Origin of the sequence: Marinomonas phycocola (assembly GCF_047525455.1) — a bacterium.
Classification (GTDB): Bacteria; Pseudomonadota; Gammaproteobacteria; order Pseudomonadales; family Marinomonadaceae; genus Marinomonas.
In genome coordinates this window covers 67,271-89,093 of record NZ_JBLIXL010000012.1, presented here as the reverse complement: position 1 = coordinate 89,093, position 21,823 = coordinate 67,271, and the positions used below count along the sequence as shown (strand labels likewise).

22 protein-coding genes and 2 pseudogenes are annotated in these 21,823 nt (G+C 44.2%); 17 read left to right on the top strand and 7 right to left on the bottom strand.

The window, feature by feature from the left end; all coding sequences use genetic code 11:
• Positions 1–321: 321 nt before the first annotated feature.
• The 8 genes and pseudogenes from ACMUMJ_RS16885 to ACMUMJ_RS10595 form a co-directional block, all read left to right on the top strand.
• Positions 322–500 (top strand): annotated as a pseudogene (locus ACMUMJ_RS16885) (IS256 family transposase); the annotation flags it as partial.
• A 155-nt stretch (positions 501–655) separates the two neighbouring features.
• Positions 656–1,003 (top strand): VOC family protein, encoded by a 348-nt coding sequence (locus ACMUMJ_RS10625; protein WP_414678806.1) that lies wholly within the window; start codon positions 656–658, stop codon positions 1,001–1,003.
• Between the two features lie 494 nt (positions 1,004–1,497).
• On the top strand, positions 1,498–1,791 hold the full coding sequence (locus ACMUMJ_RS10620; RefSeq protein WP_414678805.1) for a hypothetical protein: 294 nt from the start codon (positions 1,498–1,500) through the stop codon (positions 1,789–1,791).
• A 126-nt stretch (positions 1,792–1,917) separates the two neighbouring features.
• A complete protein-coding gene (locus ACMUMJ_RS10615; RefSeq protein WP_414678804.1) occupies positions 1,918–2,556 on the top strand; it encodes an NAD(P)H-dependent oxidoreductase in 639 nt (212 codons plus the stop codon).
• A gap of 273 nt (positions 2,557–2,829) precedes the next feature.
• On the top strand, positions 2,830–3,273 hold the full coding sequence (locus tag ACMUMJ_RS10610; RefSeq protein WP_414678803.1) for a DUF2753 family protein: 444 nt from the start codon (positions 2,830–2,832) through the stop codon (positions 3,271–3,273).
• A gap of 30 nt (positions 3,274–3,303) precedes the next feature.
• Positions 3,304–3,528: a hypothetical protein gene (locus ACMUMJ_RS10605; RefSeq protein ID WP_414678802.1), complete on the top strand. Its 225-nt coding sequence runs from the start codon at positions 3,304–3,306 to the stop codon at positions 3,526–3,528.
• The gene (gene sodN, locus ACMUMJ_RS10600; protein ID WP_414678801.1) at positions 3,518–4,021 is read left to right on the top strand and encodes a superoxide dismutase, Ni; all 504 of its coding nucleotides are present in this window, start codon (positions 3,518–3,520) and stop codon (positions 4,019–4,021) included. Before ACMUMJ_RS10605 ends, sodN begins: the two co-directional genes overlap by 11 nt.
• Positions 4,022–4,060: 39 nt before the next feature.
• Positions 4,061–4,387 (top strand): S24/S26 family peptidase, encoded by a 327-nt coding sequence (locus tag ACMUMJ_RS10595; protein WP_414678800.1) that lies wholly within the window; start codon positions 4,061–4,063, stop codon positions 4,385–4,387.
• A gap of 257 nt (positions 4,388–4,644) precedes the next feature.
• On the opposite strand, the gene ACMUMJ_RS10590 is transcribed toward ACMUMJ_RS10595, so the two are convergent.
• The 6 genes from ACMUMJ_RS10590 to ACMUMJ_RS10565 form a co-directional block, all read right to left on the bottom strand.
• Positions 4,645–5,556: a hydroxymethylglutaryl-CoA lyase gene (locus ACMUMJ_RS10590; protein ID WP_414678799.1), complete on the bottom strand. Its 912-nt coding sequence runs from the start codon at positions 5,554–5,556 to the stop codon at positions 4,645–4,647.
• Positions 5,557–5,558: 2 nt separating this feature from the next.
• Complete coding sequence (locus tag ACMUMJ_RS10585; protein WP_414678798.1) at positions 5,559–7,559, bottom strand: acetyl/propionyl/methylcrotonyl-CoA carboxylase subunit alpha; 2,001 nt, start codon at positions 7,557–7,559, stop codon at positions 5,559–5,561.
• 1 nt (position 7,560) lies between these two features.
• Positions 7,561–8,397 (bottom strand): enoyl-CoA hydratase-related protein, encoded by an 837-nt coding sequence (locus ACMUMJ_RS10580; RefSeq protein WP_414678797.1) that lies wholly within the window; start codon positions 8,395–8,397, stop codon positions 7,561–7,563.
• Positions 8,398–8,412: 15 nt separating this feature from the next.
• Positions 8,413–10,035 carry a carboxyl transferase domain-containing protein gene (locus ACMUMJ_RS10575; protein ID WP_414678796.1) on the bottom strand — a complete coding sequence of 541 codons (1,623 nt, stop codon included), beginning with the start codon at positions 10,033–10,035 and terminating at the stop codon, positions 8,413–8,415.
• 287 nt (positions 10,036–10,322) lie between these two features.
• The gene (locus ACMUMJ_RS10570; RefSeq protein ID WP_414678795.1) at positions 10,323–11,489 is read right to left on the bottom strand and encodes an isovaleryl-CoA dehydrogenase; all 1,167 of its coding nucleotides are present in this window, start codon (positions 11,487–11,489) and stop codon (positions 10,323–10,325) included.
• Positions 11,490–11,539: 50 nt separating this feature from the next.
• Positions 11,540–11,980, bottom strand: a complete 441-nt coding sequence (locus ACMUMJ_RS10565) for a MerR family transcriptional regulator (protein WP_414678794.1) — start codon at positions 11,978–11,980, stop codon at positions 11,540–11,542.
• Between the two features lie 149 nt (positions 11,981–12,129).
• Between ACMUMJ_RS10565 and ACMUMJ_RS10560 the strand changes: the two genes are divergently transcribed.
• The 8 genes and pseudogenes from ACMUMJ_RS10560 to ACMUMJ_RS10525 all read left to right on the top strand — a co-directional run.
• Positions 12,130–13,329, top strand: coding sequence for an acetyl-CoA C-acyltransferase (locus ACMUMJ_RS10560; RefSeq protein ID WP_414678793.1), 1,200 nt, complete (start codon positions 12,130–12,132; stop codon positions 13,327–13,329).
• A 53-nt stretch (positions 13,330–13,382) separates the two neighbouring features.
• The gene (locus ACMUMJ_RS10555) at positions 13,383–14,876 is read left to right on the top strand and encodes a CoA-acylating methylmalonate-semialdehyde dehydrogenase (protein WP_414678792.1); all 1,494 of its coding nucleotides are present in this window, start codon (positions 13,383–13,385) and stop codon (positions 14,874–14,876) included.
• 14 nt (positions 14,877–14,890) lie between these two features.
• Entirely contained in the window at positions 14,891–16,045 is a 1,155-nt protein-coding gene (locus ACMUMJ_RS10550) for an acyl-CoA dehydrogenase family protein (RefSeq protein ID WP_414678791.1), read from the top strand.
• A 63-nt stretch (positions 16,046–16,108) separates the two neighbouring features.
• On the top strand, positions 16,109–16,885 hold the full coding sequence (locus ACMUMJ_RS10545) for an enoyl-CoA hydratase (protein WP_414678790.1): 777 nt from the start codon (positions 16,109–16,111) through the stop codon (positions 16,883–16,885).
• Between the two features lie 47 nt (positions 16,886–16,932).
• Positions 16,933–18,039: an enoyl-CoA hydratase/isomerase family protein gene (locus ACMUMJ_RS10540; protein ID WP_414678789.1), complete on the top strand. Its 1,107-nt coding sequence runs from the start codon at positions 16,933–16,935 to the stop codon at positions 18,037–18,039.
• A gap of 45 nt (positions 18,040–18,084) precedes the next feature.
• A complete protein-coding gene (gene mmsB / locus ACMUMJ_RS10535; protein ID WP_414678788.1) occupies positions 18,085–18,969 on the top strand; it encodes a 3-hydroxyisobutyrate dehydrogenase in 885 nt (294 codons plus the stop codon).
• Positions 18,970–19,044: 75 nt separating this feature from the next.
• On the top strand, positions 19,045–19,806 hold the full coding sequence (locus tag ACMUMJ_RS10530; protein ID WP_414678787.1) for an SDR family oxidoreductase: 762 nt from the start codon (positions 19,045–19,047) through the stop codon (positions 19,804–19,806).
• 109 nt (positions 19,807–19,915) lie between these two features.
• Positions 19,916–20,101: pseudogene (locus tag ACMUMJ_RS10525) on the top strand (FAD-binding protein); the annotation flags it as partial.
• A 183-nt stretch (positions 20,102–20,284) separates the two neighbouring features.
• On the opposite strand, the gene ACMUMJ_RS10520 reads toward ACMUMJ_RS10525, so the two are convergent.
• Positions 20,285–21,118 carry a TauD/TfdA dioxygenase family protein gene (locus ACMUMJ_RS10520; RefSeq protein ID WP_414678786.1) on the bottom strand — a complete coding sequence of 278 codons (834 nt, stop codon included), beginning with the start codon at positions 21,116–21,118 and terminating at the stop codon, positions 20,285–20,287.
• Positions 21,119–21,365: 247 nt separating this feature from the next.
• On the opposite strand from ACMUMJ_RS10520, the gene ACMUMJ_RS10515 reads away from it, so the two are divergent.
• On the top strand, positions 21,366–21,722 hold the full coding sequence (locus tag ACMUMJ_RS10515; RefSeq protein WP_414678785.1) for a hypothetical protein: 357 nt from the start codon (positions 21,366–21,368) through the stop codon (positions 21,720–21,722).
• The last annotated feature ends 101 nt before the right edge of the window (positions 21,723–21,823 follow it).

Sequence of the window (21,823 nt, the reverse complement as noted above, 5' to 3'; positions counted from 1 at the left end):
ATCAAGACCTCCTAGAAATATTGATTCAGCCACTGACAAAATGGTCATCGCCGATGGTAGTGTGGCATTCGCCATGTGGCTCTTTATGAAAGGAACGAGGTCGTCGTCAAGTTTCAATTAGAAAGCCCTGATAGGTTATCCTGTCAGGGTTTTTTTTGGTTCAGAGATTGAAGTTCGGTTGAATTTCAAGACAGTGCATCAAGACCTCCTAGAAATAATTATACTACCCCATAAAGTGTGTCCGAGGGGGATATAAAAGGCGCCCCTCTTTCGTTAAATTTAATTTTGCCGATCAAAAAACAAGCAAAAACGAGAAAGACTATGGATAATTTAAAGCTAAACCTCCAAAAAATACAAGTTGCTATTGAGCAATTAACGGCTCAGCCACAAGGTTTGAATTAATGGAGATGGCGCTGAATAGTTTGATGAAGATTGAGCGACAAACATATCTGGATGCCGCTGAAACGGGTAATAAAGTCAACGGTTACCGTGCCGTAAACTGTGTTACCAACAATGCAAAACTGAGCCACTCCAACAATTGAAATCTGATCCAGTTGTATAGTTATAGAGTTTGTCATGAGGCACTATAGTCGCAAAAGTCTCATAGGTTATTAATTTGTTTTAAAGTATTTGAAGGCAAAAAAGGAATATTACGTTGCATCCAGTTTCTATTTTAATTCATGTTCCAAACCTTGATGTAGGGCTAGATTGGTATAAAAATGCGTTTCCAATGGCTACTGTGAAATCTGTAGCTGCATTTAACTTTACTGTTTTAGATTTAAATGGTTTCTGTATTGAAATAGTTCAAGCAGATGAGAAAGTAGGCTCAGGAAAATGTGGCACTGTCATGTATTGGTCTGTTGATGATTTTGAACAAGCCCTAATTCATTTTGAAGAGCTAGGAGCGAGATGCTATCGTGGTCCAATGAAAATCGAAGATGGGTTGAGGATGTGTCAAGTAGAAGACCCTTTTGGGAACTTAATAGGGCTGCGTGGCAAGTGATGATGGATCTGTAATTTATGATATTACTTTAAAAAATATTTAACATTTATGTATTAAATGATGGTATGTCGCCTGACTCACCTGAAAGGTCGAATATCCGTGACAATACAAAACCATTTCTGATTGCTTGATAAATATCGCGCAAATGGCTTAGACGAAAAGGGAATTCAAAAAGAGGATACAGTTTTTAACTCTACCGTTAGCTTTCGAGGAACTCGTATTTTAGGAAAAAGCAGCGTTCGACGTCATAGACCGTATTTTCTATTAGCGAAGAGCAGCCACAGTTGAGTTGTTTTTATCCAGCGGTACTTATCTTCAGCAACGTATATGTTGTCTGTTTCTTCAGTGCATCCTGTTTCCCAATGTATTTATGCTTTAGTTGGAGGCTCTTTGATATTGGTGTCTTTATGGTTATTGTCTTCGGCATTTTGGTCATTGTTTGACAGTTTTCATTAATTCATAATGCGATTTCAAGCTCCTTTAGTGTTGTTTTGATGATTACCTTAGGCTTGGCTATTTTTGATTTTGGAAAGACGATTCTTGAGGAAGAAGTGTTAGTGAGTATAGACATAAATCACTATAATTCGACGAGATGGACCATTATGCGCTTTATGTCTGCCATCATTATAGCTGTTTCTATTGAAGCGTTATTGCTGATGCTTAAGTCGGTGTTAAATCCAAATATAGACCAATTAATGAATGGTGTTTGGATGCTATGGTCTGGTGTGGGCCTGCTAGCAGGGTTAGGATTGTATTTAAAATTAAGTCGAGATACTTGGAAAGTGTAAGGTGATGAGTGAACGTATAGTAATAAAACCTGTTATATATTGCATCGTCCCTCTATTAAATGGCTTGATATCGAGCTATCTATAACCATAAATAGATTACAAAGTTCATTATATAAGGTCGAAGTTATGTCAGAGTTATTGAAAAAGCTAGAATGGCGTTATGCAACGAAACAAATGGATGTGTCTCGCCCTGCGGAACAAGAAAAAGTAGATCGCATCCTTGAGGCCATTCGTCTAACTGCAACCTCAAGTGGCTTACAGCCGTATGAAGTGATTGTTGTTAAAAATGCAGAATTGAAAGAAGCAATTAAACCGCATGCATGGAATCAGAGCCAGATTACTGATTGTTCACACCTTTTGGTGTTTGCAGCATGGGATAACTACACCGAAGATCGTGTCAATATGATGTTTGATTTAGTAAATGAAGAACGTGGCTTTATGAACGAGGGGTGGGAAAACTATCGCCAAATGATACTGGGTTTATATCCTAAACGTGATGCTCAAATAAACTACGAACATGCTGCTCGTCAAGCGTATATAGGTCTGGGTACGGCTTTGATTGCCGCAGCAGAAGAAGGTATAGACAGTACTCCAATGGAAGGCTTTGTACCTGAAGAAGTCGATGCAATTCTTGGTTTAAAAGAACGTGGCTTACGTTCAGTTATTCTATTACCACTTGGCTACCGTGCGAACAAAGGCGATTGGTTGGTCAATTTGAAGAAAGTGCGTCGTTCTTCCGAGAATTTCATTATCGAAATGGATTAGATTAGGCTCGTTCAGAGTTTGATAACGAGTATATAAAAATGCCGTAATAACAGACGTTATTACGGCATTTTTATATTTTGGACTCTCTAAATTTTGCAATGGGATTACCGTCTCAAGTGCTTTTTTCTGCTACTGGTGGATAAATAGCAGAAAGTGATATGCATCATTCTTCGTCATAATGAGATTAATTCTTAAATGGGGTGGATTTATTCTATCTTTTTAGTGATAATGATTATCATTAATTGTGTTTGTTTTTCTGAAGGAGTGAATGAAGTGCATAACTGGGAAAATTTAACTAGACAGGCTAATAAAGCGTACTCCAATCATGCGTTTTTGGATGCCATTGAATTGAATCGTCAGGCTCTAAATCAAGCAGAGCAGTCGTTTGAGTATGATTTCTCTCAAGATCCAGAATCTGCTATTGCTGCTGCAACGGTGAGTTTTTTCAATATCGCAGAGTCCTATACCGCATTAGGGGATTATATTTCGGCGAATACTCAATATGAAAACGCAGTCAATTTTCTGCAGTCTCTTACGGATAGAGCTGATTTAGTGGATGAACAAAGAGATCTCATTGTGAGAACTGCAGGCCATATTCGCTTCGAGTGGGACATGTTTACTCAAAGTTATGGTAAAGCGTTTGCTTTACAAAGTAAGGATTTGATGAAGGTGGTTTCACATACTGTAATTCGTTCAAAAAATGTCATACATCACTAAGTAACGTACAACGGAATAAGGATGGGTTTAATGAAAAATACAGTAGCGATGACAGTGTTAATTGGATTAATGACAGCGTTCAGCCAATTTAGCCAAGCTCATCCTGGACATGATCATTCTCATTGGTCCAGTGATCCGATTCATATTATTACCTTGGCGATTGTGGGCTCTGTTCTCACTGGAGCGTTTGTCTACAACCAATTTATCTTAAAACCAAAAAAGCAAAAGCAGCAGGAGGCACACCATGATGCATAGTTTGATGAGCACCATTGATAAGATAATTGGCTTCAAAACAGCTCAGGCACATTGTGATATCCCTTGTAAAATCTACGATCCTGCTACCGCTCAATTGGCAGCATTGAGCTGTGTTCGCTTGATGGATCTTATTAAAGAAATAGAAGATAAAGACAGTCTGTCTGTTGCTGATTATACTCAAATTGCACGTTTAGTGAGTGAAAAAGAGTCCGCGGGTACAGAAGTAAAAGATGCAATCCGTATTATTTGGGGAGATTACTTTAAAACTCCACAATTTGAACAAGTCCCTCATATACATGATCTTACTCATAGCATTATGTTGCAGGCATCTAAGTGCAAACAGAACATTGATAGAACAGAAGGCGAAAAGTTGGTGGAATTGATCAATATCTTTGCAGACGCTTTTTGGCTAACCAAAAACATACCTACTTACCGAGCGATCTGTCCTTATCCACCAGCGTTAGACATTGTATATCCAGACTTAAAGAACTGAAAAGTTGCTAAAAGCGATAATAGTAAATAAGGAGAGTGGATGTTTCGATTTATTAAAATTCAAGGTGAGAGCATGTCTCCTCGCCTATATGATGGGGATTTTGTCCTTATAAGTCGTTTTTATTGGAGGTTAACTGTCGGTCAGCTTGTGGTTGTGGATCATGATATCTATGGGTTTATTGCGAAAAAAGTACTTCATATTTCTCCTGATGGACAACTTTGGCTTGGAGGTGAGAATGCTAAAAGCCTTAAGCCTGAGCGTATTGGTTGGGTGTCACCGAGTCGCGTAGTTGGAAAAGTACTGTGGTGTATTTCTTCTAATAAAGACGCTGAGCAGTCTATAAATGACAATGAACCAACCTCGTAGAACAAGGTAAAAAAGCGATTAGAGGGACGTCAATAATCACTTAGGTATGTAAGTAGTACTATTTATTAAAGCGTATTTTCACTCAAATACGGCGTTTTTATTCTATTTATTGTTGCCGCTGTACCGCTGCAATAAACAAAATATATTGATTCTGGGCTCTGGCTTGGTGATTTCCTCCAGCCTCCCATTTCTTGAAACTCCTTTAGTGTACAGCGACCATTCTTAGTCAATTTCTCCGTTATGGATGCAAAAATATTTTATCTTCCTTTGGCAAGAGCGACTTTAGAACCATTTTTGCGCTTAAGTTGACCGCTGATCCAGTAGCCTGCTTCGATCATTTTGTCGAGATTAATACCTGTTTCAATACCAAGCCCTTGCAGAAGATAGAGCACGTCTTCAGATGCCACATTTCCCGATGCACCTTGAGCATAAGGGCAACCGCCAAGACCTGCAACGGAAGAATCAATGATGCTAATGCCTTCTTCAAGTACAGCGTATAAATTCCCGAGTGCTTGACCATAGGTGTCGTGAAAATGTGCCGCGAGCTTGCTCATTGGAACATCACGTGACACTGCTTCTAACATGAGTTTGGCATTACGAGGCGTGCCTGTACCAATGGTGTCGCCTAATGAAATTTCATAGCACCCCATATCATAAAGTTGTTTAGCAACTCGGGCGACGACTTCTGGCTCTACCGCACCTTGATATGGGCAGCCTAAGACGGTCGATACGTAACCGCGAACTGGAATTTGATGGCGGTTAGCCAGTTCAATCACAGGCTCGAAACGCACTAAACTTTCTTCAATAGAACAGTTGATGTTCTTCTGAGTGAATGCTTCTGAGGCCGCACTAAAGACCGCAATTTCATTGGCTTGGGCCGCGATGGCATTTGCTGCGCCTTTTAAATTGGGCGTAAGAGCCGAATAAAGAATGCCTTCCCGACGTTTAATTCCCTGCATTACTTCTTTTGCATCGGCCATTTGCGGTACCCATTTAGGGGACACAAAACTAGCGGCTTCAATATGGGTAAGACCGGTATGGCTGAGTCGATGAATCAGCTCCAACTTTATCTTTGTTGGCACCATGCCACCAAAAACATCACTGGATTCATTTTGCAGCCCATCACGGGGGCTCATTTCAACAAGTTTTACATTCGATGGAAAAGCCATAATTAAGACTCCTCTCCATCAAAGTTCAGAGACAGTAATTCTGCTCCGTCATTTACCAGTTCTCCAGCATGGAAAAAGATTTCTTCTACCGTCCCGTTTTTAGGGGCTTTGATTGCATGTTCCATTTTCATGGCTTCAACGATGACTAACGTTTGTCCTTGTTTTACGATTTGATTTTTTTCCACTAAAACAGCAACAACAGAACCATTCATAGGGGCGGTTAAGCTGCTTTCTGAACGGCCTTCTTGTTGCTCAAAGGTCTCTACAAAACGAGTAGAGGAATAACGTTGCCCGCCACTGAACAGCATTAAATTATGGTCTCTTAATGAACCAAAAACGTGTGTCCGATAGCCATTAATAACGGCGTTCAGGCGGTCTTCTTGGAAGTTGGCTTCTACTGTGAAAGTTTGCTCTTTATAGGTTATTTGATACGAAGACGTCACACCCGAGTCATTGCTAACAATGGCAAGGTCATGTGTTTCCCCAGCAATCACCAAGCGTAAGGATTGAGTGAAAACGGAATTTAAGCGCCAGTTATGATTCGATACAAAAGGAGAGGAGTGGTCTACCACGGATGCATTTTCAGATTGGGTTTTTAAGAAGAAACAAGCCGATAAAATAAGCTGTTGCTCTGTCTCCAAAACGTATTTGGGTGTTAAATCGGCCTGATGTATATCGATAAAGTTGGTGGTCAAATCCGCCGCGCGAAAGGCATTGGAATCGGACAAGGTATGAAGAAATCCAAGATTGGTGGTTACTCCATCGATGCGGTAATGTTCCAGTGCTTGTACCATGCGCTCAATGGCTCGTTCGCGGTTTTCATCCCAGACAATTAATTTAGCGATCATAGGGTCGTAGTGAATGCTTACTTCGTCACCTTCGACGACACCTGTGTCCACACGTACGTGGCGGTTATCGAGTGGTGTTTTTAAATACTGCAGTGTGCCTGTTGCGGGTAAAAAATCATTATTTGGGTCTTCTGCATACACTCGTGCTTCTAAAGCATGACCGTGCAGAGTAATTTGATTTTGTTGTAATGGTAACGGCTCTCCATAAGCAATGCGTAATTGCCATTCAACCAGATCTTGCCCAGTGATCATTTCTGTGACTGGGTGCTCGACTTGCAAGCGGGTGTTCATTTCCATAAAGAAGAAAGAACCGTCTACGTCGTAGAGAAATTCAACGGTACCTGCACCCACGTAATCAATGGCTTGAGTGGCTTTAACGGCCGACTCTCCCATGGCTTTGCGTGTTTCAGGGGCTAGGTTTGGTGCAGGGGCTTCTTCTAACACTTTTTGGTGACGACGCTGAATTGAGCAATCCCTTTCTGAAAGGTAAACACCGTTCCCATGGGTATCACAAAATACTTGGATTTCAACATGACGAGGTTGAGTGAGGTAACGTTCAATCAACATATCCGAATTGCCAAAGGCGTTTTGAGACTCTCGTTTTGCAGCGGAAAGGGCTTCTTCAAATTCTTCGATCTTTTCAACAACGCGCATCCCTTTACCGCCACCACCAGCAACGGCTTTAAGTAGTAGGGGGAAGCCGCATTTTAGCGCTTCTTCACGCAATACATCAGGCGATTGATTATCCCCATGATAACCCGGAACAAGAGGAACGCCAGCTTTTCCCATGATGGCTTTCGCCGCCGATTTTGACCCCATTGCCGCAATGGCGGAAGCAGGAGGCCCGATAAATACCACGCCATTTTTAGCGCAGTCTTCGGCAAAATGTGTGTTTTCAGATAAGAATCCATAACCTGGATGAATGGCTTGAGCACCGCTTTTTAAGGCAATGTCGAGAATCTTGTCTTGACGTAAATAGCTTTCAGAGCTGGGTGCCGGGCCGAGTAAAAAAGCTTCATCTGCCAGCGCAACATGGCGCGAATGGCGGTCGGCTTCGGAATAAACAGCGACACAACGAATTCCCATTTTTTGTGCAGTTTGGATAACACGACAAGCGATTTCGCCTCTATTAGCAATCAGTATTTTACGAAACATGTTATTTCTCCTTCGAAACCCAAGCTGGACGGCGTTTATTTAAAAAGGCATTTAACCCTTCCTGGCCTTCTTCACTGACACGAATATCGGCGATGCATTGGGTGGTGTGCTGAATCAACTTTGTGGATATGTCTTGCTGACTTACACTGAAAATCAATGTTTTCGAGGCCTTGGTGGCTTGCGGGCTGTTTTGACTCAGCTGTTGAATCATTGTCTCTGCGGCGTCGTTTAATGCATCGAACGAGTCGAGTACCTTATGAACTAGACCTATTTGCAAAGCATCGGCCGAGCTCATGACTTCCGCTGTGAGGAAAAAGCGTCGAGCTTGACGTTCACCAATAGCACGAATGACATAAGGGCTAATGGTGGCAGGTGTTAAGCCTATTTTGACTTCACTGAGGCAAAAGCGAGCATTATCTTGAGCTAACACAATGTCGCAACACGCGGCTAAACCAACTGCACCACCATAAGTAGCACCTTGAATTAAGGCAATGGTGGGGCAGCGGAAGTGGTTCAGTGCTCTCATTAGTTCGGCCAATTTCGCCGCGTCTTGTAGGTTATCCGCATGGCTGTTCTGTGCCATGCGTTTCATCCAACTTAGGTCGGCCCCGGCGGAAAAATGTTTACCATTGGATTTGAGTACGAGAATGCGTGTCTGTGGATTCCTCTCTGCTTCATCGAGTTTATCCAACATCTTTTGAATGATCGCATCATCAAAGGCATTGTGCTTTTCTGGGCGATTTAAAATAAGCTCGGCAACCCCTGCCTGAGGGTAATGCAAGAGGACATGTTGTTCTGAGTCAATCGCTTGATTGGAGTGTTCAGTATGTGTTGTCATAGTGTGTGCCTCCGATTACATACGGAACACGCCGAAACGTGTCTCATTTTGTGGGCGATTTTGCGTTGCTGCAAGACTCAGTGCGACGATACTGCGAGTTTGGGCTGGGTCAATCACGCCGTCATCCCAAAGGCGACCACTGGCGTAGTAGGGATGGCCTTGATGTTCATAGGTATCGATAATAGGTTGTTTGAATTCGGCTTCGTCCGCTTGGCTCCACTCTTTACCATCTCTGGTTAACTTGTCTCGGCGTACGGTTGCCATAACGCCAGCCGCTTGCTCACCTCCCATCACGGATATACGAGCATTGGGCCACATCCAAAGGAAATCAGGATTGTAGGCACGACCACACATACCATAGTTGCCAGCACCAAAGCTGCCACCGATTAAAACGGTGATTTTAGGCACGTTCGCACAAGCCACAGCCATAACCATCTTAGCACCATGTTTGGCGATGCCTTCAGACTCGTACTTTTTACCCACCATAAACCCCGTGATGTTCTGCAGGAAGAGTAGCGGGATGTTACGTTGACAGCAAAGTTCAATAAAATGCGCGCCTTTTTGGGCCGACTCACCAAAGAGAATGCCGTTGTTGGCAATGATTCCCACAGGCATACCATGAACGTGAGCAAAGCCGGTGACTAAGGTCATTCCGTAAAGTTGTTTGAACTCATCAAATTTAGAATCATCCACAATACGTGCGATTACTTCACGTACATCAAAGGGTTTACGCAAGTCAGTACCGACAATTCCATATAACTCTTTAATGTCAAATCGAGGTTCTACAGGCGTTTTATTGGTGGCTTTTAATGCTTGGGCAGCATGGGTATTTTTGTAATTTAAATTGGCGACGCAACGGCGAGCAATCTGTAAGGCATGTTCGTCGTTTTCAGCATAATGATCGGCCACACCAGACGTCCGGCAATGCACATCGGCACCGCCTAAGGCTTCTGCTGTCACCACTTCACCGGTTGCGGCTTTTACTAAAGGTGGGCCAGCTAAAAAGATGGTACCTTGATTCCGCACAATGATGGATTCATCGGCCATGGCAGGAACATACGCACCGCCAGCGGTACACAAACCCATTACGACTGCAATTTGCGGAATGCCTTTTGCTGACATACGAGCTTGATTGTAGAAGATACGACCAAAATGATCACGGTCAGGAAACACGTCGTCTTGTTGAGGTAAATTAGCGCCACCCGAATCAACAAGGTAGATACAAGGAAGGTGATTTTGCTCTGCAATCTCTTGTGCGCGTAAGTGTTTCTTCACGGTAAGAGGGAAGTAGGTGCCACCTTTAACCGTCGCATCGTTAGCGACAATCATGCATTCCACTCCATTGATTTGGCCAACACCCGCAACGACACCTGCCGCTGGAATAACATCGTCATACACTTGGTAAGCGGCCAGTTGACCAATTTCTAAAAAGGCACTGCCTTCATCAATCAGGTGGTTAATACGGTCTCTGGGTAAAAGTTTACCACGAGAAAGATGGCGCTCTTGATAAGACGGGCCACCACCTTGAAGGATGGAATGAATTTTTTCGTGTAAGTCGGTTACGACTTCGGACATGCTTGCGGCATTGGAGAGAAACTCTGCGGAACGAACCTGTATCTTGCTTTGTAAAATGGGCATTGTCGTGCTCCTGTATCTAGAAAATGGTCTCTAGATCAATCAGTCTAGATGAATGGGGCTTGATCAAAAGAGCAAAGCGGGTTTTGAGCCGTTATTTTTTGAATAACGACTCAAACCAAGCCATGTTTCAATCACAGTGTTTAGAATGCTTTTTCCGCTTATTGTCCTTTTATATGTCCCTTGAATAAGGTGACTAAAGTGCTCTTTAATCTTGTTGTTGGTGAACACTTTAGACACAAGCAGGGGAGTGATTAGCAAAGCCAATCGCATCGTAAAAGAGGTCGTGATTATTTGTCTAGATACAGCTCACGGCCGATCAACATACGACGAATTTCCGAGGTGCCAGCGCCAATTTCATACAGCTTAGCGTCACGTAATAAACGGCCTGTAGGGTATTCATTGATATAGCCATTACCACCGAGTAATTGGATGGAATCCAGTGCCAATTGAGTCGCCATTTCGGCAGAGTACAAGATGGCACCCGCTGCATCTTTACGCGTTGTTTCACCACGGTCAGCGGCCATGGCCACCATATAAACGTACGATTTTGCAGCGTTCATGCGTGTGTACATGTCCGCAAGTTTGCCTTGAACCAATTCGAATTCACCAATGGCTTTGCCAAATTGTTTACGATCACGAATGTAAGGCACAACCACATCCATAGCGGCCTGCATAATGCCTAATGGCCCACCAGAAAGAACCAAACGCTCGTAATCTAAGCCGCTCATCAGCACTTTAACGCCGCCGTTTAACTGACCAAGGATGTTTTCTTTTGGCACTTTGCAATCTTGGAAAACCAATTCGCAGGTATGGGAACCGCGCATACCGAGCTTGTCCAATTTCTGAGCTTGAGTGAAGCCTTCGCTGTCTCGCTCAACGATAAAGGCCGTAATGCCTTTTGAAGCTGCATGTAAGTCGGTTTTCGCGTAAATCACATAAACATTGGCATCCGGCCCGTTGGTGATCCACATTTTATTGCCATTCAATACGAAATGATCACCCGCATCACGGGCGTGCAATTTCATGGAAACAACGTCTGACCCAGCGTTTGGCTCTGACATGGCTAACGCGCCAATGTGTTCACCGGAAACCAGCTTAGGCAGGTATTTCTCTTTTTGCTCTTGAGTACCATTTTTATGGATTTGATTCACACACAAGTTGGAATGAGCACCATAAGACAAGGCAACGGAAGCCGATGCACGGCTTAATTCCTCCATGGCGATGACGTGGGCAAGATAGCCCATATCTGCACCACCAAACTCTTCTTTGACCGTGATGCCTAGAAGACCCATGTCCCCCATTTTTCGCCATAACTCATTTGGAAACAGGTTGTCGTGGTCAATTTGTTCAGCTCGAGGCGCGATTTCAGCAGCGGCAAATCCATTTATATGGCTACGAAGCATGTCGATGGTTTCGCCAAGGCCAAAGTTGAGTTCGGAATATTGTGAGATCATGTTATCTACCTATTTTTATTCTTGTTTCAGGTATTCGTATTCTTTTACGATTAGCTTGCATCTAATGCTGTGGTATTAGATTTCGTATTGTTTAATTCGCTACGTTTCAGTTCCTCAAGAGCGGATTGGCATCGCTGTTCAGCGTTTTCTATCTCAATTTGTGTCATTTTTAAATCTTCAAATTGCTGTTCTAATTGTGCTTTTTTCGATTTCAGATTTTCTAACATCTTGACAAGTTGGCGTTCGCTGCCACTTGGCGTTTCGTCCCAAAGGTCAAACAGTTCTCTTGATTCGGCTAAGGAAAACCCCAAACGCTTGCCACGTAAAATCAGCTTTAAACGGACTCGGTCTTGTGGGTGATAAATACGAGTTTGACCTTTGCGTTCAGGATGCAATAACCCCTGATCTTCATAGAAACGAATACTGCGAGTCGTAATATCGAACTCGGCAGACAAGTCACTGATGCTAAATGTCGGTTTGCGTATTGTCATATTCGTACTCAATTTGAATTTTTTTGTCTAATTGCTTGCTAATAGATTAATCAAGGTTTACGTTTACGTAAAGGTAATTATTAAAAATAATGTATTTTTATTTTTTTGGCGAATCCAAGGCGAAAAATAACAACAAGAGGGTTTGAAAAGTGACGACTAAAAACGAAACAGCAAAGGACGCGATTGTCATTGTTGGCGCAGCACGTACTCCGATGGGTGGTTTGCAAGGTGATTTAAGTTCTGTGCCTTCGCCTGAACTGGGTTCGGTTGTGATAAAGGCGGCGATTGAACGTTCTGGTTTAGTACCAGAGCAAGTCGATGAAGTCATTATGGGTTGTGTTTTGTCAGCGGGCTTGGGGCAGGCTCCTGCACGCCAAGCGTCGTTAAAAGCGGGTTTGTCTTTAGAAACGGGCTGCACCACGATTAATAAAATGTGCGGCTCAGGTATGAAAGCCGTAATGTTGGCGCACGATCAGATCTTGGCGGGTTCTGCGTCTATCATGGTCGCTGGTGGCATGGAAAATATGAGTTTATCTCCTTACTTGTTGCCAAAAGTGCGTGACGGTTTGCGCATGGGGCACGGACAAGTGTTGGACCACATGTTTTTAGATGGACTGGAAGACGCATATGAAGGTGGGTTGATGGGATCCTTTGCCCAGAAAACAGCCGATGAATACCAGCTAACTCGTGAAGCCATGGACCATTTTGCAATTGATTCGTTGGAAAAAGCCAATGCAGCGATTGAAAACGGTTTCTTTAAAGAGGAAATCGCAGCGGTCACCATTCGTGAACGTAAGGGCGAGCGATTGGTTGATGTTGATGAGCAACCAGGCAAAGCCAAACCTGAGAAAATCCCACACCTGCGTCCTGCTTTTGCTAAAGATGGTACAGTCACGGCCGCCAATGCGAGTTCCATTTCCGATGGTGCGTCGGCGTTGGTGCTGATGCGTGAAAGCGAAGCGACAGCCAAAGGGTTGCCTATCATGGCTCGCATTGTGGCGCATTCTACCCATGCTCAAAAGCCCGCAGAATTTACCATTGCGCCTATTGGTGCGATTGAAAAAGTCTTAGAAAAATCCCAGTGGACAAAAGACTCTGTAGATCTGTTTGAAATCAACGAAGCCTTTGCGGTTGTGACGTTATTGGCACAGCAAGGTCTTGAATTAGACATGGAAAAAATCAATGTGCATGGTGGCGCCTGTGCCTTAGGGCATCCCATCGGTTCCAGTGGTTCTCGTGTTCTAGTCAGCTTGATCTATGCTTTAAAGCAACGCAACTTACAACGTGGTGTTGCTTCTTTATGCATTGGTGGCGGGGAAGCCACAGCGGTTGCGATTGAGATGTTGTAAGTCTTACCCAGATGCACAGCGATAAAATAAAAAAACCATGAGAGAGAAAAAACATGACTCAAAAAGTCAAGATGTTAGTCAATGGCGAAATGGTCACAAGCCAAAGCCAAGAGTGGATTCCTGTTACTAACCCAGCGACACAAGAGGTGATTGCACAGGTTCCTAATGCCACTACGGAAGAGGTTGATAACGCCGTTGCCGCTGCGCAAGAGGCGTTTGAATTATGGAAAGACGTCGCGGTATCAGAGCGTGCCCGTGTGATGTTACGTTATCAAGCCTTGTTAAAAGAGCATCAGGATGAAATTGCCGAGTTATTGAGCATCGAAACAGGGAAAACGTTTGATGATGCCAAAGGCGATGTGTGGCGCGGCATTGAAGTCGTAGAGCAAGCGTGCAATGTGGCCGCTTTAAGCATGGGTGAAACCATGGAAAATGTGGCACGTAAAGTGGATTGCTATAGCTATACGCAACCGCTTGGTGTGTGTCTTGGAATCACACCGTTTAACTTCCCTGCCATGATCCCTTTGTGGATGTTCCCAATGGCCATTGCTTGTGGCAATACCTTTATTTTAAAACCGTCGGAGCAAGACCCGCTAACGCCAATGCGTTTGGCTGAATTGTTTTTAGAAGCGGGCGCACCAAAAGGCGTGCTGCAAGTGCTTCATGGTACCAAAGAGGTGGTGAATCAGTTATTGGTTCATCCAGACATCCTCGCGATTTCTTTTGTAGGGTCGGTTGGGGTTGCAGAACACATTTACAAAACAGGCACCGATCATTTAAAACGTGTGCAAGCCTTTGCTGGGGCGAAAAATCACATGGTGGTGATGCCTGACGCTCAGAAGAAACAGGTAATCAATAATTTGGTGGGTGCTTCTGTTGGTGCAGGTGGCCAGCGCTGTATGGCAATTTCAGTCGCCGTATTTGTGGGCAACTCTCGCGAATGGGTGGGTGAATTAAAAGATGCACTAGCGCAAGTACGCCCTGGAGCATGGAATGATAAAGGGGCAGGTTATGGTCCGTTGATTAACCCACAGTCAAAAGATCGTGTATTAAAACTGATACAAGAAGGTAAAGATGCCGGCGCAGACTGTGTACTGGACGGCAGTAATTGCGTTGTTGAAGGGTTTCCTGATGGTAACTGGATAGGACCAACCTTGTTCACGAAAGTGACGCGTGGCATGTCTATTTATCAAGAAGAAATCTTCGGTCCAGTATTATTGGTTCTAGAAGTGGACACACTAGACGATGCCATTCAGCTGATTAATGAAAACCCATACGGTAACGGCACGTCTATTTTTACCGCGTCCGGTGCGGCTGCGCGTAAATATCAACATGAAATTAAAGTAGGTCAAGTTGGAGTGAATGTGCCTGTTCCTGTAGCACTGCCTTTCTTCTCATTTACAGGATGGCGCAAGTCCTTTTATGGGGATCAACACGCTTATGGCAAACAAGCCATTCGTTTTTATACTGAAACGAAGACGATCACGGCTCGTTGGTTTGAAGATGATATTGCCTCTGGTCCAAATATGACCATTGAATTGAAATAACGAGGAATACTCGGATGGATTTTGAATTAAGTGAAGATCAAGTGGCATTTGCTGATATGGCAACCGCGTTTGCTCGTACAGAATTAGAACCTTTTGCCGCGCAATGGGATGAAGAGCATTTTTTCCCAGTAGATGTGATTCGTAAAGCGGGGGAAATGGGTTTTGCTTCGTTGTACTCACCTGAATCAGCGGGCGGTTTAGGCTTGCCTCGTTTGGATGCCAGCATCATTTTTGAACGTCTTTCAATGGGATGCACGTCAACGACGGCCTATTTGACAATTCATAATATGGTGACGTGGATGGTCACATCTTTTGCTCGCCAAGAAGTATTGGATAAATACGCGGAATTCCTCATCAGTGCGCAATTATTGGGCTCTTATTGTTTGACGGAACCCAATGCAGGTTCCGATGCTGCGTCATTAAAAACCACAGCGGTACGTGACGGTGACCACTACGTATTGAATGGCAGCAAGGTGTTTATTTCAGGTGCGGGCAGTACCGATGTTTTAGTGGTTATGGCTCGTACTGGTGGTGCAGGCGCTCGTGGTGTTTCGGCAATCGTTGTTGATGCGCACAGTGATGGCATTTCGTATGGTCGTTGTGAAGATAAAATGGGTTGGAACAGTCAACCCACTCGCATGATCACCTTTGAAAACGTCAAAGTGCCAGTGGAAAATTTATTGAGCGAAGAAGGCGAAGGCTTTGTGCTGGCGATGAAAGGCTTAGATGGCGGTCGTATTAACATTGCTTCTTGCTCTATTGGTACGGCTCAACAGGCGTTAAATCAAGTACGTAACTACATGTTGGAGCGCAAACAATTTGGCAAAAATATTGGTGAATTCCAAGGGCTGCAATTTCGTTTAGCGGACATGGCAACGGAGCTTGTTGCCGCGCGTCAATTGGTTCGATTGGCAGCCAGTAAACTGGATCATCAACATGTGGATGCAACTACGTACTGCGCTATGGCCAAACGCTTTGCTACGGATGTTGGCTTTAAAGTGTGCGATGATGCTTTACAAATCTTTGGTGGCTATGGCTATATCAAAGAGTACCCACTTGAGCGCTATGTAAGAGACAGCCGAGTACATCGTATTTTAGAAGGCACCAATGAGATCATGCGGGTGATTATTGGCCGTCGTTTATTGGCAGATACCCATTCAGAATTTTAGAAAAGTTCAGAGTTCTAGAAAAATTCATAACGTTAGAACCGTTTAGAATGTTAAGGAAACTTTATGTCAAATGCACTGTTACTTGAAAAGTGTGGCCACATTGCCATTGTGACCATGAACAACCCTCCAGCGAATACGTGGACATTTGAAAGCTTATCGTCGTTGAAAGCTCTAATAGAAGACCTGAATTCAGATAAATCCATTTGGAGTTTAGTTATCACCGGCAGTGGGGATAAGTTTTTCTCCGCAGGGGCTGATTTGAACCTGTTTGCTGATGGTAATCGTGAAGTCGCGCGTGATATGGCACGTGTATTTGGCCAAGCGTTTGAAACATTAAGCCAGTTTCGAGGTGTGTCTATCGCTGCGATTAATGGCTATGCCATGGGCGGTGGTTTAGAGGTGGCGTTGGCGTGTGATTTGCGTATTGCAGAAGAACAATCTGTTATGGCGTTACCAGAAGCAAAAGTGGGCTTGTTGCCTTGTGCTGGTGGTACGCAGAATCTCGCATTGCTGGTGGGAGAAGGTTGGGCGAAACGTATGATGCTCTGTGGTGATCGGATAAAAGCGCCACAGGCACTGACACTGGGCCTGATTGAAGAAATGGTACCTCAAAGTAACGCGTTGGAAAAAGCCATTGCCCTAGCCGAGCAGGTTGGGCAGCAAAGCCCTTCTGCGGTGGCAGCGTGCAAAACTTTGATCCAAAATCATCGAACTGGGCCAGTTCAACAGGGTTACATTCTTGAGCGAGAGCTGTTTGTGGATCTGTTTGAAACAGAAGATCAAAAAGAGGGTGTGCAAGCCTTCTTAGAGAAACGCGCGCCTCAGTGGAAAAACCGCTAAGTTGCCCACAGTCAACAATAAACCGTAAACAAGTGACCGGAGATAATATGAGTTGCGTTATCTTTATTGAACACCCCACTCAAGGCGACAAAGTCTTAGGTGAAATACGTTTGAACGCTGAGAAAAGCCTTAATGCATTAAATTGGGATATGGTGCAGTTAATTCGCCCAATGCTGGAAAAGTGGCAAGCGGACGAGCGTATCTGTGCCGTGCTTTTAGGCAGCGAGGGTGAAAAAGCCTTTTGTGCGGGTGGTGATGTGGTGAAGTTGCATCAATCTATTACACAAGGTGAAGACAAAAGTGACATGGATGAATTCTTCAAGGAAGAATATGCCTTAGATTATTATCTACATACCTACTCAAAACCGCTTATTGCATGGGGTAAAGGCATTGTGATGGGTGGTGGAATGGGGTTGCTTAATGGTTGTCAATTTAGAGTGGTAACGGAAAGCTCTCATTTGGCCATGCCGGAAGTGAACATTGGCTTATACCCAGACGTTGGCGCGTCATGGTTTTTAAATCACCTGCCTAAAAGAAATGGCCTATTTTTGGGCCTTACTGCGTGTGCGATCCATGCGAATGACGCGGTTTTCTTAGGGTTGGCGGACAGAGCGATCGCGAACGACAAGCGCAATGAGTTGCTTGATCAATTGTTAGCGAATTCATGGAATAGACCTGCGGTTGAAGTAATTGATGATGTATTACGTCAATTGGAGGCGGCTTCTACGGACACCTTTTCAAAGCTCTCTCAGCCTATTAAAGATCATCAAGAACTGATTGATGAGGTCATGAGCAAAGACAGCATTATTGATATTGTTAATGCTATTTTGGCGCTGGATGACTCTGATAAGTGGGTTAACAAAATCCAAGATACGCTGAGATACGGCAGCCCTGTATCCATGCACATTATTAAGCGTCAATTAGATCGTTGCCGTCATGCCTCGTTAAAAGAAGTCTTTCAAACCGAGTTGGATTTAACGGTAAGAGTGTCTCGTCAACGAGAGTTGCCAGAAGGCATCCGTGCTTTGTTAATTGACAAAGACAGACAGCCGCAGTGGACGTATTCCAGCGTTGAGCAAGTGGACGACAACTTTATTGCTGGTTTTTTTGAATCGCCTTGGACTCCTGAAAATCACCCTCTGAGGGATTTATAAATACGAGTTGATTGGTCATAAAATAAAAATAATAGGAGTGGCATTATGCAAACCATCGGATTTATTGGTTTAGGTAACATGGGTGGCCCAATGGCAGCCAATCTTGCGAGAGCGGGTTATCTTGTTAAAGCGTTTGATTTGTCTCCTGATGCCTTGGCACAGGCGGAAGCGGCAAGTTGTGTTGTGACACAGTCTGCGGTGGAAGCGGTGCAAGGTGCCGACGTTGTTATTAGTATGCTGCCTGCAGGTAACAATGTAGAAGGCCTGTATGTTTCTGGTCCAACGCCTTTATTTGAAGAAGTTAAAGAGGGTACGTTGGTCATTGATTGCTCCACTATTGAGGCTGATATGGCGCGTTCCATTGCGGCGTTAGCGACAGAGAGAGGCATTGATTTTATGGATGCACCTGTCTCTGGTGGTGTGGGTGGTGCAACCGCAGGTACGCTCAGCTTTATTGTTGGCGGCACCGCAGGGCAATTCGAAAAGGCCAAACAAATACTGGAAGGCATGGGTAAAAACATTTTTCATGCGGGAGACCATGGAGCAGGGCAAGTTGCAAAAGCCTGCAACAACATGCTGCTTGCGGTGTTAATGGCAGGCACGTGCGAAGCATTAAACATGGGCATTAAGAACGGCCTGAACCCTAAAGTGCTGTCTGACATTATGAAACAAAGCTCAGGCAATAACTGGGCGTTGCAAGTGTATAACCCTGTGCCCGGAGTGATGGAAAATGTGCCCGCATCGAATGATTATCAAGGTGGGTTTCAAGTGGATTTGATGTTTAAAGATTTAGGGCTCGCGATGGATTTAAGCCAATCCAGTGCTAGCCCAACGCCAATGGGATCGGCAGCAAGGGGGCTATTTAATCTCCATAAAGCGCAAGGCAACGGAGCGTTGGACTTCTCTAGTCTGATTCGCCTTTACTCATAAATTTTTATTCGTAACGTGGTTAGAACGCTATTTACCTAGCTATTTTACTAAGCAATGATAACGGAAGGAACAAGAATGCAAGCTCAAGATAAGGTCTTTGTTATTACAGGTGGTGCACGGGGTTTGGGCGCTGGCATGGCGGCGCATTTAGCGTCTCAAGGGGCTCACATCGCCCTGATAGATATAGATCAAGCCAGTGTTGACAGTGCCGCTGATGCCTTATTAAGCCAAGGTATTAAAGCCAATGGTTATGCTTGTGACATTACCAATGAAGAACAGGTAGAAAACACCTTTGTCAGTATTAAGAACGACTTTGGTGGAGTACATGGTTTGGTTAACAATGCAGGCCTAATGCAAGATGGCATGTTAATTAAAGTGAAAGACGGTGAATTGGTTGGCAAAATGTCTTTGCAGCAATGGCAAAGCGTGATTGATGTGAACTTAACAGGCACCTTTTTATGTGGTCGCGAAGCCGCTTCGATTATGGCACAGCAAGGTGAAGGTGGTGTGATCGTGAATGTGTCGTCCGTCTCCCGAGCAGGCAATGCAGGCCAAACAAACTATTCAGCGACCAAAGCCGGTGTCGCAAGCATGGTGGTAACGTGGGCGAAAGAATTAGCACGTTACAAAATCCGTGTTGGTGGCATTGCTCCTGGAGTTATAGCGACAGCAATGACGGCGCAAATGAAACCAGAAGCAATTGAGCGAATGCTACGTGCGGTGCCATTACGTCGCTTAGGTGAAGTAGAGGAAATGGCCCACACGTTACAATACATTGTAGAGAATGACTTTTTCACAGGTCGCATTATTGAAATGGATGGCGGTCTGCGCGTTTAAAAATAGAAAAGTTTAGAGGCAGCGTTTTTGCCTCTAACTCGACTGAAATAACACAATAGAGATAAGGTAGCTTACTGACGTAAATCTTAGACGCTGTCAAACTCGTGAAATTGACTATAACGTGAAAGCACGCGTAAAAGCCGATCAAACTGGCGTGGATTTAGTCAATGTAAAAATGGCATTAAATCCCGTCTGCGAAATGGCGGTTGTAGAAACCATTCGACTAAAAGAAAAAGGCGTTGCTCCTGATCTTTACATTGTCATCGGCATATCTGGAGCCATCCAACATTTGAAGTTATAAATGAGCATTTTGAGTCTGTTTTTAATGTTTTATGTCTCACCCCAAAAAAAACCGTGGCATCCTGAGCCATTGTATCGTCATACCTGAATTTAGGGCTAACTAATATTTTTTCGTTTTGACTGGATAAAAGTCATAAAAGTAAGACTTGATTACCAAAGGTCAAACAATGAGAAGACATTAGTCATCTGCACAGACGGTGACTCTGTGTAGCCGTCTTGGTTGATCACCGTAGTCGGTGACGGCGTAGTGTTGGGTATTGCGGTTGTCCCAGAGGGCGACGGAGCCGACTTGCCATTGGAAGCGCACATGAAATTCGGGGGATCGTGCTAGTAAAAATAACTCGTCCAGTAACACTCTGCTTTGGGCGTCTGCCATGCCGACAATAGAACGAGTAAATTGCTCATTGACGAAGAGGGTTTCTTTGCCTGTTTCAGGATGTTGTTTGACTAACGGGTGTATTACAGGAAGGTATTCTTTGGATTTGTTGGCGACATAGCTTTGTGGGTGGCCAGCGTTATCCGCTTCTTGATGATCATAGCGGCTGCCTTCAAAGGCGTGTAATGCGTGTAACCCTTCTAATGTGCGAAGGTAAGCTTTTTTATCATCTGGAAGACTTTGCCACACGGCTTGCATGGATGCCCAAATGGTATCACCCCCTGTTGGTGGCAAATGCTGTGCGTGCAGGATAGAGCACTTGGATGGTTTTTCCTGCCACGTTAAATCCGTATGCCAAAAGCTTTCACCGGGCGGGTTGCCCCGTGCCGTTTCAATAATCACGACTTGATCCGCATCGTCTAAGTGAGGGAAAAAGGGGTGTACGCCTTCTATTTCCCCAAAACGCTTCCCTAATTCGAGATGTTCTTGAGGCGTTAATTTTTGATCACGGAAGAACAAAACCTGATGCTGCAAAAACGCCTGATGCAAGCGGTTAAAAGTAGGTTCGTCCATATCCGCTAGTTGAATGTCATCGACTAACGCACCGATGTGAGTGGATAAAAGCTGTAGTTTCATAGGGCTCCGACGGTCTGTTTGGTGTTTTGGTGTAATGGTTTGAGTGATGCTTTTGGAAATAGTTCAGGTGATTGTTTGTCGGCTTAGTATAGACACAGGTTTGAATGGTTACGAATTGTGTTTAATGTACTGAATATACAAAGCAAGGCTCTCCGTTTACTTACTCCACGACGAAAAAAGAGTGTTTACGCTTAAATCCGACCTTCGATGGTGGATTGCTTTGTCATCAATATAAGAGGCATTTATCATGAATTTTCTTATGACGTCAGCACCGTTAGCAATGCATATGCACGGCCACAGTCAAGAATCTGCAAATTTAGGAATGCAATGGCATGTCATTGCCATGTACGCTCCGAGCTTTTTTACGGGTAAATTGATTCTACGTTTTGGGGCAACACGCATTTCTGCGTTAGGCATTATTCTTACAGCGATCTCTGCGGTGATTGGGTTTTTCGGCGAGGGTGTTTACTATTTTTGGGCTAATGGCGGTGGGGTCTCTTTTATCTGGCGGTATTTTAAGTACATTTGGTTGGCAAACGGTGCTTTGGGTATCCTTTGTGCCATTGATTCTTGCTGTGATCATTTTAGCTGTTACAAAATCTAAGCGTGTTTCGAAGGGGATGTGATGTTAATACTCATAACCAGTGAAAACGTGTTGCTAACCACGATGATGTTCTTTTAAATACCGTTATCAACGCTTGGGAA